Origin of the sequence: Caecibacter sp. AF58-12pH5A, from assembly GCF_027681725.1 — a bacterium.
In the GTDB taxonomy this organism is placed as follows: Bacteria; Bacillota; Negativicutes; order Veillonellales; family Megasphaeraceae; genus Megasphaera; species Megasphaera hominis.
Map to the genome: position 1 here is coordinate 94,673 of NZ_JAQDBC010000002.1, position 15,924 is coordinate 110,596.

The following is a 15,924-nucleotide window of genomic DNA, read 5'->3' on the forward strand; positions in this document are numbered from 1 at the left end:
CAAGAAAACACGCGTTGCCCTCACGGGCGGCGCGTGTTTTTATATATGGAAAAGCCCGGATGCCATGGCGTCCGGGCTGAAACAAGGAGGTTATTGAATTTCAATGGTGCCGGCCTGTTCCTGCGGCTGCGGGTCTTTCTTCGGCAGGCCAATCTTCAGAACGCCATTGCGGAATGCGGCTTTGATGCCGGAGGCGTCTATATTGTGAATGACAAACTGACGCTGGAACGCCGTGTTCATGCGTTCACGGCATACGTAGTTGGTCTGTTGCTGCTGATCATCTTTTTTGTCTTCGTGCTGTGCAGAAATGGTCAGGACGTCCTGATCATACGAAACGTGAATATCTTCTTTCAAAACACCAGGCAGATCGGTCGTTACGATGTAGGCTGTGCCTGTGTCTTCAATATCGCATTTCGGCATGGTCATTTGTGCTGTACCGGAGAAGAACCCGTCATTAAAGAAATCATCAAATACGCTGGGAATAGCAAAATCATGGTGCAATACCGGAAATAAGTCTCTCATAAAAATACCCTCTTTCAACTTTTTTTGGTAATGCCTGAGATCTTTAGTATGGGTCTTAGCATTGCTTTAATTTGTTCTTTTGACCTTTCTCTGTAATCCTCTTCCTGATTACAGCTATATTATGGCCCCTGTTAGCCACCATGTCAAGTAAGTGCTAAGAAAAAAGTCAAAAAGACAAAAAAAATAAATCGGAATACCTATGAAATACGGTATTCCGATTGGTAAAGGAGCGGCCTGGCCAACAGGTACCGGGCCGGTTAGAGACTACGATAATAACGCAGAGTCTGCTGCAGGCCGTCTGTCAGATCGGTCCGGGGCTGCCACGTCAGGAGCTCCCGGGCCTTGGCACGGCTGAGACAGGAGCGGTGGATATCACCGGGCCGGCTGTCTTCGTAGCGGATGCCGGCATGGGCATGGGTCAGGCGTTGCATGAGCTGGGCCAGCTGGTTGAGGCTGCATTCGCTGCCACTGCTGATATTGATGGTTTCGTTGTCGCCATGCGTTAAGGCAGCGACGTTGGCAGCGGCGATATCGCAGACGGAAATGAAATCCCGCGTCTGCGTCCCGTCACCGAAGATTGTCAGGCCTTTATTTTGGATGAGGTTTTCGGCAAATTTGTAAATAACGCCGCCTTCGCCGCTGGCACCCTGGCGGGGACCGTAGACGTTGCTGTAGCGGAGAATGGTGTAGCTTAGGCCGTGCAGTTTTTGGAAGAGGCGGATATATTGTTCACCTGTCCATTTGCTGAGGCCGTAAAAACTGTCCGGCGCCGGTATTTCCCCTTCCGAAAGGGGCAGTCTGGCGTTGCTGCCATAAATAGCGGCTGACGACGAGAAGATGAGTTTTCGCACGCCTGTCTGGCAGGCGCATTCGAGGATGTGAATGAGGCCGAGAATATTTTCGTCGGCATCAAAGCCGGGCGATTCCAGCGAGAGCGGCACCTGCGTCTGGGCTGCTTCGTGGTAGACGGCGTCGAAGTGATGAGATGCAAAAATCTGTTTTATATAGGGATTGCGGATATCGCCTTCGACAAATTCTGCCTCTGCAGGAACAAATTCCTTTTTGCCGCAGTAGAGGTTATCGAGGACGGTTACGCTATGGCCGTCCCGGATGAGGGCTTCGGCGATATGGGAGCCGATGAAACCGGCACCGCCGGTAACGAGGATATTCATGCGCGGCCACCGTCCTTATTTTGTAAAATCGACCAGATGGCTACGTCACCGGGCAACGTCAGCTGGTCCGGTATCAGGCCATGGGTCAGATAGTAGTCAGTAATGGGTTCATTATCGCGCTTCGTATCGACGATAATGACGTTGTCCTTTTGGGCCAGAACATCTTCAATGGCAATGAGGGGCATGACGTTTTTGGCGTTCCAGTCCAGTTCGCCAGGCTTCATGTCTTCCAGCTTGTCTGCCGGCACGGCTTGGTAGATCTTTTTGCCGCTATAGAAAACAGCACCGGTACTATAATCCCGGTAATAGCAGATAATGACGTTATCTGTATTCATCTTGTCCAGGGCCTGGCCGATTTCCTTGCCGGACTGGTGCAGCATGACCGGCGGGGCGACGAAGAAGGCTAAGAGGACGTAGACGATACCGGCTGACCAGGCAGCCTTTTTAAAATGAATGTGCCAATGCCGGAACATGCCAGCCGTAAGAATGGAGAGAGAAAACAGCATGGGATACGTGTAGGTCGTGTATTTCGTGGCAATGAGAGAGAAAACAACGAACACGACGAGGGCGTAAACGGATAGGAGTACAGCACACGTATCGCTGCGCGTAAACGGCGGCGTATGGCTCTTCTTGTACTTCCACAGGGCGTAGGGCCAGGTGAAGCTCCACGGTGCAAAGCCAATGAAGAAAACCAATATATAAAAGTACCACACGTTTTTACTGGCGTGTTCCGGTACAGTGGCACGGAGAAAATTGTGGACGCCAAAGAAATTCAGGAGAAAATCATGACCATGCATGTTGTACATGGCGACGTACCACGAGCCGCCAATCACCAGGAAGAGCAGCAGGCCCGGCAGCAAATGGACGTGCAGCAGTTCCTTCAGGTTATGGCGCAGGGCGAGGAAAATGAGGGCTGTAAGGCCCGGCAAGGCCAGGCCGATGGGGCCCTTGGTGAGGACTGCCAAGGCGGCAAAGACGTAGCAAAGCCAATACCAGCGGCGGTTTTCCGTATAGCCCAGGTAGAAAAAAGCGACGACGGCACTTTGGAATAAAAAGAGCGTCGCGTCCGTAATGACGGCTTTGGAAAGAAGCCAGCCTTCGAGACTGGTCATATAGATGATGGCAGCGGCCATACCGAGGCGGCGGCCGTAGACGCGGGCAGCGAACCAGTACGTAAAGAGGACGCTCAGTGTGCCCATAATGGCGGCGGGAAAGCGGGCGGCAAATTCGTTGAAGCCGAAGACGGCAAAGGACGCGGCGAGCTCCCAGTAGTAGAAAATGGGCTTATCGTACCAGTAGTGGCCATAAATCTGAGGCGAAACCCAGTTGCCGGAAAGAACCATTTCCTTGGCTGTCAAGGCGTAATTCGATTCGGCCGAGTCCGTAATGGCCAGGAAGTTGTTAGCAGCCAGAAAGAGGACCAGGGCACACAGCGTGAGCAGCACGTAGGGATGGCGCTTAAGATATTGGATAGATTGCATGAAAATACCTTCCTTCCGAGTGATGGCAACAGTATACCATTCAGTTTTTACGGAAAGACTAATGGAGTATAAAGAAATATTAAACAGATAGGCCTTTGGTTGAAGGAAGCGCTGTTCTTGTATTAAGATAAAGGAAAGGAGGTATGTCATGACTATTAAAAGACGTTTAATCATATCCTATATACTGGTCTTTGTCGTACCGATTATGATGACGGCCTTTTTGTTCCTCTTTTCTGCCGGCGGCTTGTGGCTCTTTACGCAGAGCGGCAATCACGTGTTTGTCGAGAGCCCGACGCAGTTCAACCGGGCGACGGAAGCCGTCCATCACGTCGTCTTTCGCTCTATCCGGGCCGGCCAGACGGACCCGTCAGGGTACACGTGGGTCATTGAAATGTTTTCGCCCCAGCAGAGTTACGTCATTCTCAAAGAAGACAACCAGACCTATTATGAATACGGCAATGGCAAGCTGGCCAGCCGCATAAAGAACATTCCGGCCTATGTCCAGGACCGGGGCCTGACGGAAAGCAATCGCGATACGTACGTCCGCTCAGAAGACGGCCAATATTACTATTATGAAAAGCAGAATATTGACGGCCACGTCTACAGTCTCTATTTCCTCAGCCAGGAAATGCCTCATGGCACGGATGAAGCCGTTGAGCGCGCAACACGGGGGACGATCATTGCGATTATCCTGTCCTTCTTTATCCTCCTGGCCCTGACTATTTACCTCCTGACCCACTTTGTCCTGCGCTATATGCAGCGGGCCCTCGATTTACTGCAGCTCGGGTCGACCCACGTTCGCGAAGGCGATTTGCGGGGCCATCTCTATTATCCGCACGATGATGAAGTAAAGCCCGTAGTGGAAGCCTTCAACATGATGACGAAGGAACTGAACCAATCGCTGCAGGAACGGCAGCAGGCCGAAGAAAACCGCAAGGAACTCATTGCCAACATGTCTCACGATATCCGCACGCCTTTGACGGCAATCCGGGCGTACGTAGAAGGTCTCATGGACAATGTGGCCAATACACCGGAAAAGCAGAAACGCTATTTGAAGGTGATTCAGAAAAAGGCGGCTGATATGGACCGTATGATCAACCAGCTTTTCCTTTTTTCCAAGATTGAACTGGGCGAACGGGCCCTGCCTATGGAAGAGATGGACCTGAACCGCGTCGTAGCTGAGATTGTCTACGAAAATGAAGACGGCTGGCAGCGCGACGGCGCCGTTGTGACCCTGTCCCAGAGCGGCGGAACCTTGCCGGTTATGGGAAATGCTGAATTATGGCAACGGATTATTACCAATTTGGTGTCAAATAGTATAAAATATAAAACAGACAGTATTGTACAGATTCAAATTAACACAGCTAAGGCAGATGGGCGTATTTCTCTCGTCGTTGCCGACGACGGCCCGGGTGTGGCCCCTGATGTATTGCCGCGGCTGAAGGAACTCTTTTATCGTACAGATAAGGCGCGCAGCCGCACCGGTGACGGCAGCGGCCTGGGCCTGGCCATCGTCGCCAGGGCGGTCGAACTCATGGGCGGTACGCTTACGTTCTGCCTGGTACAGCCCCACGGTTTGTGTGCCTGCCTGGAACTGCCTGAAAAAAAGGAGGAGGAACCTCATGAATGAACGTATATTGATCGTAGAAGATGATCAGGATATCGCTTTTATTGAAAAGGACTATTTGGAAATGAATGGCTATCAGGTTCACATCGCATCTGATGGCAATGAAGGCCTGCAGGAAGGCCTGAGCGGCAAATATCAGCTGATCCTGCTCGATGTCATGCTACCGGGCATGGACGGTTTTGAAATCTGCCGGCGCCTGCGCGATAAGGTAGACGTGCCGATCATGATGGTCACGGCCAAACGGGAGGATATCGATAAGATTCGCGGCCTGGGCTTTGGTGCCGACGCGTACATTGAAAAGCCTTTTTCGCCCAGCGTCTTTGTGGCCCGCGTCAAATCCCAGCTGGCCCAGTACCAGCGCCTGAAGGGCAACGATACGCGGCGGAGCAAACGAATTACGATCGGCAATATTTCGCTCGATCCCGATACGCATCGCGTTACTGTCAGCGGTAAGGAAAAGCTGCTGCCTAATAAGGAATTTCAGGTCCTCGAATTTCTCATGCTCAATGCCGACATGGTTTTCAGCAAGGAAGCCATTTATGACAAAATCTGGGGCATGGATTCCCTGGGCAATACGGCGACCGTGCCGGTTCATATCAACCGCCTGCGTGAAGCCATTGAAAAGGATCCCAACAAACCACGTCATTTGCTGACCATTTGGGGGGTAGGCTATAAATTCAAGCCCTAGGGCCTGGGCAATATATGATATAATAGGGGAAATATATAATCATGGGGGTGGCTACATGGAACTGGAAATGGAATTTATCCGTAAATTGCCGTCACCGCAGGAGCTGCGGGAAGATCACCCGGTGCCGTCTGCTGTGTATGAGATCAAGCAGCGGCGGGACCAGGAAATACGGCGTATCCTGACGGGGGAAGATGGGCACTTTTTGCTTATCATCGGTCCCTGTTCGGCTGATAATGAAGCGGCTGTCCTCGAATATGCGCGGCGCCTGGCACGGGTACAGGAAGAGGTAAAAGACACGCTTTATATTATCCCGCGGGTCTACACGAATAAGCCCCGTACCATCGGTGTGGGCTACAAGGGCATGCTCCACCAGCCCGATCCGGAGGGACGGGAAGATATGCTGGCCGGTATTTTGGCAATCCGGGACATGCACGTACGGGTCATTGCCGAAACGGGCTTTACCTGTGCCGAAGAAATCCTTTACCCGGAAATCCACCGCTATTTGTCGGATCTCCTTTCGTATGCCGCCATCGGTGCCCGTTCGGTCGAAGACCAGCTGCACCGCATGATTGCCAGCGGCGTCGGTATTCCTGTAGGCATGAAAAATCCTACGTCCGGTGATATTTCGGTCATGCTCAATTCCATTGCTGCGGCGCAGCATGAACAGCAATTCCTTTTCCGCGGCTGGGAAGTGCGGACCAAGGGCAATCCCCTGGCTCATGCCATCCTGCGCGGTTACGTCGACCAGTTTGGCAAAAGCCTGCCCAATTACCATTACGAAGACCTGCAGCGCCTCTTTGAGGCCTATGGCCAGCGTGACCTGGCCAACCCGGCGGTCATTGTCGACGTCAATCATGCCAATTCGGGCAAGAAGTATTTGGAACAGATCCGCATTGCCAACGATGTCCTCTACAGCCGCCATATGAACGGAGATATCCGCCGCATGGTCAAGGGACTAATGATCGAAAGTTATTTGGAAGACGGCAGCCAGGATGTGAGCGGCGGCGTCTTCGGCAAGTCCATTACCGATCCCTGTCTGGGCTGGGAAAAGACGGAAGCCTTGCTCTTGGAGCTGGCTGACCGTGTCGAAATGTAGAAAATAGCAGGAGGGGTATGTATGCTGAAACAGGTTTCACTTTTTACGGCGAATACGAACGGCGCCTTGAGCCAGGTTACAAATGTACTGGCCCAGGCGGGTATTAATATTTTTACGATGATTGCCAGTGATAGTGCAGAATTTGGCATTGTCCGCCTCATCGTGGACGACGCAGAAAAGGCACAGGATAAATTGACGGCAGCCGGCTACCAATGCCGTATTGACCGCGTCCTGGCCGTAGACATGGCCTCAGATGAACCGGGGACGCTGGATCGGATTTTAAACAGCCTCCACCAGGCCAACGTCTTTATCAAGTATTGTTACATTTCCTTTGACCGTACCAGTGCGTCGCCGATTGCCGTCATCAAGACGGACGAACCGGAAACGGAGACCTTTTTGCGGGGCAAGGGCTATCACCTGCTCGACCGTTTCTAAGCAAGGAGTTATTTTATGGAAACCATCTATGCCATCTTGTTGGCAATTCTTGTGATTCTCAGTTCGATTTATTATTTTCGCGAATTTCTCATTGGCTTGCTGCACATGTCGCGCCATCGCCGGGAAGCTCTGCCAGTCCAGTCGGACCAGGTCGGTAACCCCGTCGGCACGTGCGGCAAAAAGGTCCTGACGGTCTACTTTTCCTGGGGCGGCAATACGCGCAAGACGGCCTTTCGCGTGCACGATCTGGCCGGCGGCGATATTGCCGAAATCAGAATAGCCCGGACCTATCCCGATGATTACAAAGGAACGACCAACCGGGCGCAGGAAGAAAAAATCCAGCGCCAGCGGCCGGACCTGCAGCCCTTTGCTGCCGTCCCGGCTGATTACGACATCCTGCTCTTGGGCTATCCCCTTTGGTGGGGCACAGTGCCCATGGCTGTGCGCACGTTTTTGGAAAGCCACCATTTAGACGGCAAGGTCATTTGTCCCTTTGCTACCAGTGGCGGTGGTACGATGGAAGACAGTGTAGAAGACCTGCGCCTGAGCGCCCCTGAAGCAGACGTACAGGACGGACAAATGCTGAACCGCCTTTGCCATTTGAAACCGTGGCTGAAACGGAACGGGTTACTCCTATGATAGAAATGACACTGATGCTGGGCCTGTGGGGCGTACTCAACCTGGTGACCTTTGCCATCTATGGCCTGGATAAATATAAGGCCAGACACCATAAATGGCGCGTTTCCGAAGCAACACTCCTGTTGCTGGCCGCCGTTGGCGGCAGTGCCGGCGCCTTAGTCGCCATGCAGGTATTTCGTCACAAAACGCAGCACTTGAAATTTAAACTGGGCGTACCGGCCCTGCTTGTATTGCAGCTGGCCTGCCTGTACCTTTGGGGAAAATAAAAATTAGGAACAATAGAACCGCTATATATGCGCTGTCTGCAAGAATTTGCCTTGCAGACAGCTTTTTTGATATGGAAATTAAAAACTTTTTGGAATGTAATATTGCAAATTAAAATAACAAATAACGATTATACATTAATATACGGAATAAACGTTAATAATGTTTGAAACTTAATATGATAATTTCATATGTTTACGAATTTTAAAAATATAGTAAAAATTATTGACAAAATGAGTCCAAATGATTTAGAATATATGAATAACAAAACATTGGGTAATGAGGCCCGGTTTGAGCTGTCATGGATAGTTCCGACTGGGCCTTTCACATACCCCGTGTGATGTACTTCTTAGAAAGGAAGTGAAGGAAATGCGAGTTTTACTTACAGCTATACCTTTTATCTGGTCTGTTATCTGTCTGCCCTTCGTGAATATCTCACATCCCTTTATCTTGGGCTTGCCTTTTGTAGCCTTTTGGGAACTCTTTGGGATTCTCGTTGCCGTAGCAGCGCTGCATTTTTTGTGGAAAATAGACCATCGTCCTGGCGGTATCGCCACGAAGGATCACTTATATATGGATCCGTCTGTAAAAAAGGAAGATATACGGTAAGCGTATAGAAAGGAAGTGAAGTACATGGATAATTTCGGTCCTTTAATTATTTTATTTGCCTTTATTATAGGTATTTCTATTTTGGGCGCCATCCCGGGTCTGAAAGACCGTAAGATGAGTGCTGAAAACTGGGCCGTCGGTGGCCGTAATTTTGGCCGCTGGTTGAACTGGTTCATTATGTGCGGCGAAGTATACACGGCCTTTGCTTTCCTCGGTGCCAGCGGTTGGGCCTATGCCCGTGGCGGCCCGACGTTCTACATCCTGGCTTATGGCGGTCTGGCTTATCTCGTTGGCTACCATGTATTGCCGCGGGTTTGCGCTTTAGGTCACAGACATAAACTGGTTACGCAGGCTGATATGGTCGAATACCTCTATGACAGCCGTCCTCTCGGCATTTTTCTTTCCTGTATTGGCGTGGCCTTCCTCTTGCCGTATCTGCAGCTGCAGCTGACAGCCCTGGGCCTCATCGTAGAAGTAGCTTCCTTAGGTGCTATCGGCCGTGTTACGGCTATGCTCATTGCCTTCGTCATGGTAGCTCTCTTCGTGTTCCTGAGCGGCCTCAAAGGCGTTGCTTCTACGGCTGTATTTAAAGACGTGTGCATGATTGCAGCCATGCTCGGCTTCGGTATTTATCTGCCGTACCATTATTATGGCGGTTTTACGGAAATGTTCACGACCATTGAAGCGGCAAAACCGGGGTTCCTGACCTTCCCTGGCGGTACGCAGAATCTGGACGTTACCTGGGGCATGTCGACTATCCTCTTGACGGCCTTTGGCTTCTATATGTGGCCTCATTTTTCGACGAATACCTTTAGCGCCAAAGACCCGGATGTACCGCGTCATAACGCTATTTTCTTACCCTTTGCCCAGCTGGCCTTGATTTTCCCCATGCTCGTTGGCTTTACAGCTGTTATTTACTACGCCAGCAATCCTTTGCCGCAGGCTGATATGGCCTTCCTCTTCCTCGTACGGGATACTTTCCCGACGTGGGTATTAGGGATCCTCGGCGGTGCCGGTGCCCTCGCCTGTATGATTCCGGCTGCCGATTTGCTCCTTTCGACATCCTTATTGATTTCCCGTAACATTTACGTCAAAGGCTTCCGCCACAATGACGAAAATATTTCGCCGGAACATATGAAGAATATTGCCCGCTACCTGATTCTGGTTCTGACGGCGATTGCTTTGTATCTTTCCATTTTCCATGCGAACCTCCTGGTTAACCTGCTCCTTACGGGGTATTCCGGTGTTACGCAGTTCTTCCCGACCATCGTCTTGGGCCTGTTCTGGAAGAAAGCCAGCAAGCTCGGTGCCGTATGCGGCCTCGTTGTTGGTGAAGCTCTCGTATTCCTGCTCATCCTGAGCAAGATGGATCCGTTCCCCTTGGGCGCCTTCCATGTTAATGCCGGCTTCTTTGCCCTTTGCATGAACGCTCTCGTCTTTGTTATCGTCAGCTTGCTCAGCAAATCGGGCAAGACCAAGATGATCTAAGCTTCATATGTGCTGCGACCTGCGCAGCACGATAAAATGGATTTCTGACCTGTATGGTTAGAAATCCATTTTTTTATGGTGTAGTACCTGGGCTGGAGAATATAAAATAAAGCTGTGCCAATGAAGAGCAATCCTTCTTGGCACAGCTTTTTACTTTTGTATAGCCCGTTGGCTAGTGTGCATTACATGCCGCGCAAACCTAACTGGACGGGATCTTCCGTGTTTTGTGTGAAGTCGATGTGGGGCTGGTCTTTTAAGAGCTCCAGTGTATAGCCTACACCGGCAGCGGCGCCGGCGCGCAGGCCTTCTTCGTCTATATCAAATTGCGGCGTATGATGGTTGCCGCCACAGCCCTTTTCCAGGTTCTGAATCCCCGTAAAGGTAAAGACGCCCGGGAAGAGGGACAGTGTCAGACCGAAGGTTTCCGAAGCCATCCAGGCTTCAACGGGGTAGAGATGATCTTTGCCCATGTATTTTTCGATAGCCTTTTCAGCGTAGTCTACGCACACGTCGTTGTTGCGTACTTCGAGCAGGGGCTGTTTCATGCGTACGATTTCGTAGGTGCAGCCGTAGGTGTCGCATTCGTTCTGCAGCATCTTCGTCAGATCTTCAAAGGCCTTCTTGCCAGCCTTTTCGTAGCTGAAGAAGCGGGACGAACCGCCGAAGAAGAGCTCGTTAGGAATGACATTGTATACCGAGCCGGCCTGGACGGTACCGATGGAAATGGTCAGGCATTCCGACGGATTAATCTGCCGCATGCGCCAGGCCTGGAGGTTGCCGTAAAAGGCGTGGAAGCAATCAATGGGGCTCTGGGACAAATCAGGACGCGAGCCGTGACCGCCGTGGCCTTTGATCTTGATCTGGAAGGCAAAGCCGCCGGCCATAGCAGCACCGTGGACGACACCTATTTTGCCGGCCGGAATATCCCAGCGTACGTGCGTGCCGTAGCAGTAGTCGATGTGCTGTTTGACCAGGTAGGGCATGAGGTGCTGTGTTGCATCAGAGCCTTCTTCAGCCCGTTCGAACATGACGATGACCCGGCCGGACCACTGGTCTTTGATTTCCTGTAAGACCTTGGCTTCTGTCAGGACCATAGCCATGTGGCCATCGTGGCCGCAGGCGTGCATGACACCGGGTTTTTTTGAAACGCAGGCCCGCTTTTGGCTCAGGTTGGTGTCTGCTTCCTGTATGGGCAGGGCGTCAATATCGGTTCGCAGGAGTACTGTTTTGCCCGGTCCGTTTTCGATAAACCCAAAAACGCCGCCGTGCGGTACGACTTCTGTGCGCAGGCCGTATTCTTCCAGCTTCTTCTGGATATAATCGCAGGTTTCGTCTTCCACGTTGGATAATTCCGGATTTTCGTGGAAATAGCGACGCAAAGCAACCAGTTCATCATAGTGTTTGTCTACTAATGCTTGTACATCGATCATGGTGATCAATCCTCCCCCTGGTGAGTGTGGTTATTTCTATTGACATGTATTATATTTTTCCTATAATACAAGGTAATTATAACACTTAGACGAATGAAGTAAAGGAAAAAGTAAAAATTATGTTAAAAATTTTAACTATCAGACAGGCCTGCAGCAGGTCCTTTTGTAAAAATGATGTAAAAGTGTTTGACAATCCTCTCTTTTGCGCCTATACTAAGTCCTGCAAAAGAACAACTCCGGTAGGTGAGGCTACTACAGGGATATGGACTGCTGCCGCAACAGGATGGAGACATCCCGCGCCGGTTTGAACAGGTTGTATCGACTAAGGTACAACATAACGCAGTTACACCGCCCTCTAGAGCCAAAGCTCGTACGGCGGTCATAGCAGACATACGATGTATATCTACGCCGTCCGGGCTCTGTCCGGACGGCGTTTTTTGTGCCGATCTCTCAAGGAAAGGATGGTATCAGATAATGGATAGTTCTGATGGGGGCAGTCCGTCACATAGGGTAACCGTAACCGCAGCCTGGTCTGGTACCATGCTTCGTACGGGAAACCGGCACTGACCGGAATACCTCCTTAGTGGTTTTTGATTAAGGAGAAAAAGAAATGAAAAAGAAAGTCATGGATAAGAAAGCACAAGCTGCAGCGGCTGCTACACAGGCAGCCCTCCAGGCAGAAGCAGCTCTTACCGTAACGGACCTGCTGCGGCAGCTGGGCACGTCCCCAGACGGCCTGAGCGAAGCAGAAGCAGCACAGAGCCGGGAAACGAACGGCGAAAACCAGGTCACACGGGAAAAGAAAAAGTCCATAGGCCGCCGTCTGACGGAAGCCTTCGTCAATCCCTTTACGATCATCCTCGTCTTCCTGGCGGCTGTTTCTGTCGTGACGGATATGATCATCCCGATTATGCAGCACAATATGGACGACTACAATCCGGCTACGGTCATCATTATTTCCGTGTTGGTTATCCTTTCGGGGACACTGCGCTTTGTACAGGAAACGCGCAGTGGTGATGCGGCAGCTAAGCTCCTGGAACTGATTACGACGACCTGCACGGTCATCCGCAAGGGCGAAGGGAAGAAGGAAATCCCCTTGCAGGATGTCGCCGTCGGCGATCTCGTCTTTCTTTCAGCAGGAGATATGGTACCGGCAGACGTGCGCATTATAGAAGCGAAGGATCTCTTCGTCAGCCAGGCCTCCCTGACCGGTGAAAGCGCGCCCCAGGAAAAGGTGCCGTCTGTCGCAGCCGGTCATGAAGCCGTAACGGAACTGACGAACCTGGCTTTTATGGGGACGAACGTCATCAGCGGCTCCGCTACGGCCGTAGTCCTGCGCAATGGCGACCGCACCCTCTTTGGCAGCCTGGCCAGCTCTATGGCCCAGGAAGCACCGGAAACAAACTTTACGAAGGGCGTCAACTCCGTGTCGTGGATCCTCATCCGCTTCATGCTGGCCATGGTGCCCTTCGTCTTCATCATCAATGGCCTCACCAAGGGCAACTGGATTGCTGCCTTCCTCTTCGCTATTTCCGTAGCCGTCGGCCTGACGCCGGAAATGCTGCCTATGATTGTCACGACCTGTCTGGCTAAGGGCGCCGTTTCCATGTCGGAAAAGAAGACTGTCGTCAAGAGCCTCAACTCCATTCAGAGCTTTGGTGCCATGGATGTCCTTTGCACGGATAAGACAGGTACCCTGACGCAGGACCGGGTGGCTCTCGAATACCACCTCAACGCGTTTGGCCAGCCGAGCCAGCGCGTATTGCGCTATGCCTATTTGAACAGCTATTTCCAGACGGGCTACAAAAACTTTATGGACCGTGCCGTCATCGCCCGGACGGAACGGGAAGAAACAGAAGACCCGCGCCTCGTCGATTTGTCTGAAACGTATACCAAGGTCGATGAAATCCCCTTTGATTTCTCGCGGCGCCGCCTGTCGGTCCTCGTGCGTGACCGCTCTGGCAGCACGCGCATGATCACCAAAGGGGCCGTAGAAGAAATGCTCGCTATTTGCACCTATGCCGAACAGGGCAGCGACGACGTGCCCCTTACGGACGACCTGCGCCGGCAAATCCTGTCCGTAGCAGATAAGCTTAACGACGAAGGCATGCGCGTCATCGCCTTAGCCCGCAAGAACAATCCTGCACCGGTTGGCGCCTTTGGCGTCAAGGACGAAGGGGACATGATCTTCATGGGCTACCTGGCCTTCCTCGATCCGCCTAAGGATACGGCCATTACGGCTATTGCCGCCCTGAAGGACCACGGCGTCGTCACCAAGGTCCTCACAGGGGATAACGAAAAGACGACGCGCTGCATTTGCCGCCAGGTCGGTCTTCCTGTAGACCACATCCTCTTAGGCAGTGATCTTGAAAACATGGATGACGAAACGCTCCAAAAAGAAGCCGAACGGACGACAGTCTTCGCCAAGTTATCGCCGGACCAGAAAGCCCGCGTCGTCACAGCCCTGCAGGCAGCCGGCCACACGGTGGGCTTCATGGGCGACGGCATCAACGATGCACCGGCCTTAAAGCTCGCCGATATCGGTATTTCCGTCGACAGCGCCGTCGATATTGCTAAGGAATCGGCCGACATCATCCTCCTGGAAAAGAGCCTCATGGTTCTCGAACAGGGCATTATCGAAGGCCGCAAGACCTACGCCAATATGATCAAATACATCAAGATGACGGCATCGTCTAACTTTGGTAACATGTTTTCCGTCCTTGCCGCCAGCGTTCTCCTGCCGTTTTTGCCCATGATGAGCCTGCAGCTCATTATCCTCAACCTGGTTTATGAAATTTCCTGCATTGCCATCCCCTGGGATAACGTCGATGAAGATTACCTCAAGGTACCGCGCAACTGGGATGCGTCGACTATTGGCAGCTTCATGATCTGGCTGGGACCGACGAGCTCCGTTTTCGACTGGATTACGTACCTCGTCCTTTATTTTGTTATTTGCCCGTACTTCGTATCCGATGGCCTGACGTACCATCAGATTGCCACGACGGCCATGATTACCAGCGGCCCCATGGCCGGCCTCAGTGTCCGTGATGCCTATGAAGCCATGTTCCAGGCGGGCTGGTTCGTCGAATCTATGTGGACCCAGACACTGGTCATCCACATGATCCGCACGCCGAAGATCCCCTTCCTGCAGAGCCATGCGTCGGCTACGCTGACGACGCTCACCTGCGCCGGCATTGCTGTCCTGACGGCACTGCCCTTTACACCCATTGCCCGGGATTTGGGTTTCGTCGCCCTGCCGGGACCGTATTTCTACTTCCTCGCCGTCGTCGTCATTCTCTACATGCTCTTGGCGACGAGTGTCAAGAAAGCCTACATCCGTCATTATGGCTCCCTCCTTTAGGAACGGCCTGTTTATAGAAAGGAGAACTGCTATGCTTCTTATTGATCCCATTTTCTGGATTGGCCTGGGGGCCATTGCTGCACTGGTCTGCGTCATGCAGGTCTTATGCTGGAAGGTCCTTTCCAAGGCCTGAGCTAGCGATACAAAAGAGGTACTTCGCCACTGTGGTGAAGTACCTCTTTTTCGGTGCCTTCTAAAAGAGCAGGTCTAATTGGTCTGTCGATTTTTTTTCTAATTCCTGGTGCAGGCAGGCTAAAAAATTCTGGACGCTCTGCTGTTTGTAGGCTGCCTGTCTGACGACACAATACACAAGCCGTTTGGGGATTTTAAAGCGTGTCTGGCAGATGCGGATATGGGTATTGTCAGCAATTTCTTCAGCTGCACTCAAGGGCACGATGGCCCAGCAGTTCTCTAAGGACGTAAACATTTGGAAGTTGCTCATGGTGGTCAGCTTGGCCAGAGGCTGTTCGGCCTGGCCAAAGGTTTTTTGGTGCCATTCCTGCATGGAATCGCTCCATTTGGCGGAGATTTCCCGATTGGGCAGCAGCTGGTTTTGTGAGACCGGATCTGTATAGCTGGAATTTACAGAGCAGATGATGACCATGGGCTCACTGAAGACGGGAAAAATAGAAAGGGAGCTTTCCATTTGGACGTCGCTGTGAAACATGATATCCATGAGGTTGTCTGTCAGTTTTTTATTGGCAAAGGCCGGTGCATTGTCGGCTTCTTCTATTTCTAGGCGGTACATAGGGTATTGGCGCAAGAACTGCTCGTATACAGGTGGGAAGAGGTACATGCCTACGCTGTTAACGACAGTAATGCGCAGCTCTTCCGGCTCCTTCTTTTGGCGGATTGAGAGCATATTATGCGTAACGTCGCGATACTGGCAGGCATACTGATAGAATTGTACCCCTTCCGGTGTCAATTCCAGGGTCCGCGTGCCATTGCGGCGGAAAAAGAGCTGGCAGCCCACATTTTCTTCCAGCTTTTTCAGGCGCGTACTCAAGGAAGACTGGGTAATATGCAGGGACTCGGCCGCCTTGGAGATACTCTTATGCCAGCAAATCGTCAAAAACGTTTCAATTTCTAAGTCTGTCACAGCCAGGGCCCCT

General features: G+C 51.8%; 14 protein-coding genes and 1 riboswitch. Of the genes, 9 read left to right on the forward strand and 5 right to left on the reverse strand.

Annotated elements, in window-relative coordinates; genetic code table 11:
• Window positions 1-90: 90 nt before the first annotated feature.
• The 3 genes from PGX44_RS01710 to PGX44_RS01720 all read right to left on the reverse strand — a co-directional run bounded on the left by PGX44_RS01710 (window position 91) and on the right by PGX44_RS01720 (window position 3,175).
• Window positions 91-522, reverse strand: coding sequence for an Hsp20/alpha crystallin family protein (locus PGX44_RS01710; RefSeq protein WP_186502959.1), 432 nt, complete (start codon window positions 520-522; stop codon window positions 91-93).
• Window positions 523-779: 257 nt separating this feature from the next.
• Window positions 780-1,694 carry an NAD-dependent epimerase/dehydratase family protein gene (locus PGX44_RS01715; RefSeq protein WP_498854008.1) on the reverse strand — a complete coding sequence of 305 codons (915 nt, stop codon included), beginning with the start codon at window positions 1,692-1,694 and terminating at the stop codon, window positions 780-782.
• Complete coding sequence (locus tag PGX44_RS01720; RefSeq protein WP_498854009.1) at window positions 1,691-3,175, reverse strand: ArnT family glycosyltransferase; 1,485 nt, start codon at window positions 3,173-3,175, stop codon at window positions 1,691-1,693. The genes PGX44_RS01715 and PGX44_RS01720 overlap by 4 nt, the downstream gene beginning before the upstream one ends.
• 148 nt (window positions 3,176-3,323) lie before the next feature.
• Here PGX44_RS01720 and PGX44_RS01725 point away from each other — a divergent pair, with 148 nt between their 5' ends.
• The 8 genes from PGX44_RS01725 (at window position 3,324) to PGX44_RS01760 (ending at window position 10,021) form a co-directional block, all read left to right on the forward strand.
• Window positions 3,324-4,805 (forward strand): sensor histidine kinase, encoded by a 1,482-nt coding sequence (locus PGX44_RS01725; protein WP_498854010.1) that lies wholly within the window; start codon window positions 3,324-3,326, stop codon window positions 4,803-4,805.
• A complete protein-coding gene (locus tag PGX44_RS01730) occupies window positions 4,798-5,490 on the forward strand; it encodes a response regulator transcription factor (protein WP_186502961.1) in 693 nt (230 codons plus the stop codon). Before PGX44_RS01725 ends, PGX44_RS01730 begins: the two co-directional genes overlap by 8 nt.
• 55 nt (window positions 5,491-5,545) lie before the next feature.
• Window positions 5,546-6,586 carry a 3-deoxy-7-phosphoheptulonate synthase gene (locus PGX44_RS01735; RefSeq protein WP_498854011.1) on the forward strand — a complete coding sequence of 347 codons (1,041 nt, stop codon included), beginning with the start codon at window positions 5,546-5,548 and terminating at the stop codon, window positions 6,584-6,586.
• A gap of 21 nt (window positions 6,587-6,607) precedes the next feature.
• Entirely contained in the window at window positions 6,608-7,021 is a 414-nt protein-coding gene (locus PGX44_RS01740) for an ACT domain-containing protein (protein ID WP_186502963.1), read from the forward strand.
• Between the two features lie 15 nt (window positions 7,022-7,036).
• Window positions 7,037-7,660 carry a flavodoxin gene (locus PGX44_RS01745; protein ID WP_498854012.1) on the forward strand — a complete coding sequence of 208 codons (624 nt, stop codon included), beginning with the start codon at window positions 7,037-7,039 and terminating at the stop codon, window positions 7,658-7,660.
• Complete coding sequence (locus PGX44_RS01750; RefSeq protein ID WP_498854013.1) at window positions 7,657-7,926, forward strand: DUF1294 domain-containing protein; 270 nt, start codon at window positions 7,657-7,659, stop codon at window positions 7,924-7,926. The genes PGX44_RS01745 and PGX44_RS01750 overlap by 4 nt, the downstream gene beginning before the upstream one ends.
• Before the next feature lie 367 nt (window positions 7,927-8,293).
• Window positions 8,294-8,533 carry a DUF3311 domain-containing protein gene (locus PGX44_RS01755; protein WP_186502969.1) on the forward strand — a complete coding sequence of 80 codons (240 nt, stop codon included), beginning with the start codon at window positions 8,294-8,296 and terminating at the stop codon, window positions 8,531-8,533.
• Window positions 8,534-8,557: 24 nt separating this feature from the next.
• Window positions 8,558-10,021: a sodium:solute symporter family protein gene (locus PGX44_RS01760; protein ID WP_498854014.1), complete on the forward strand. Its 1,464-nt coding sequence runs from the start codon at window positions 8,558-8,560 to the stop codon at window positions 10,019-10,021.
• 182 nt (window positions 10,022-10,203) lie between these two features.
• Here the strand turns inward: PGX44_RS01760 and PGX44_RS01765 are convergent, their stop codons facing one another.
• Complete coding sequence (locus PGX44_RS01765) at window positions 10,204-11,451, reverse strand: M20 metallopeptidase family protein (RefSeq protein ID WP_498854015.1); 1,248 nt, start codon at window positions 11,449-11,451, stop codon at window positions 10,204-10,206.
• A 228-nt stretch (window positions 11,452-11,679) separates the two neighbouring features.
• A riboswitch (M-box (ykoK) riboswitch) is annotated at window positions 11,680-11,835 on the forward strand.
• Window positions 11,836-12,061: 226 nt separating this feature from the next.
• On the opposite strand from PGX44_RS01765, the gene mgtA reads away from it, so the two are divergent.
• Entirely contained in the window at window positions 12,062-14,812 is a 2,751-nt protein-coding gene (gene mgtA, locus PGX44_RS01770) for a magnesium-translocating P-type ATPase (RefSeq protein WP_498854016.1), read from the forward strand.
• A 193-nt stretch (window positions 14,813-15,005) separates the two neighbouring features.
• Here the strand turns inward: mgtA and PGX44_RS01775 are convergent, their stop codons facing one another.
• Entirely contained in the window at window positions 15,006-15,911 is a 906-nt protein-coding gene (locus PGX44_RS01775) for a LysR family transcriptional regulator (protein ID WP_498854017.1), read from the reverse strand.
• Window positions 15,912-15,924 lie beyond the last annotated feature (13 nt).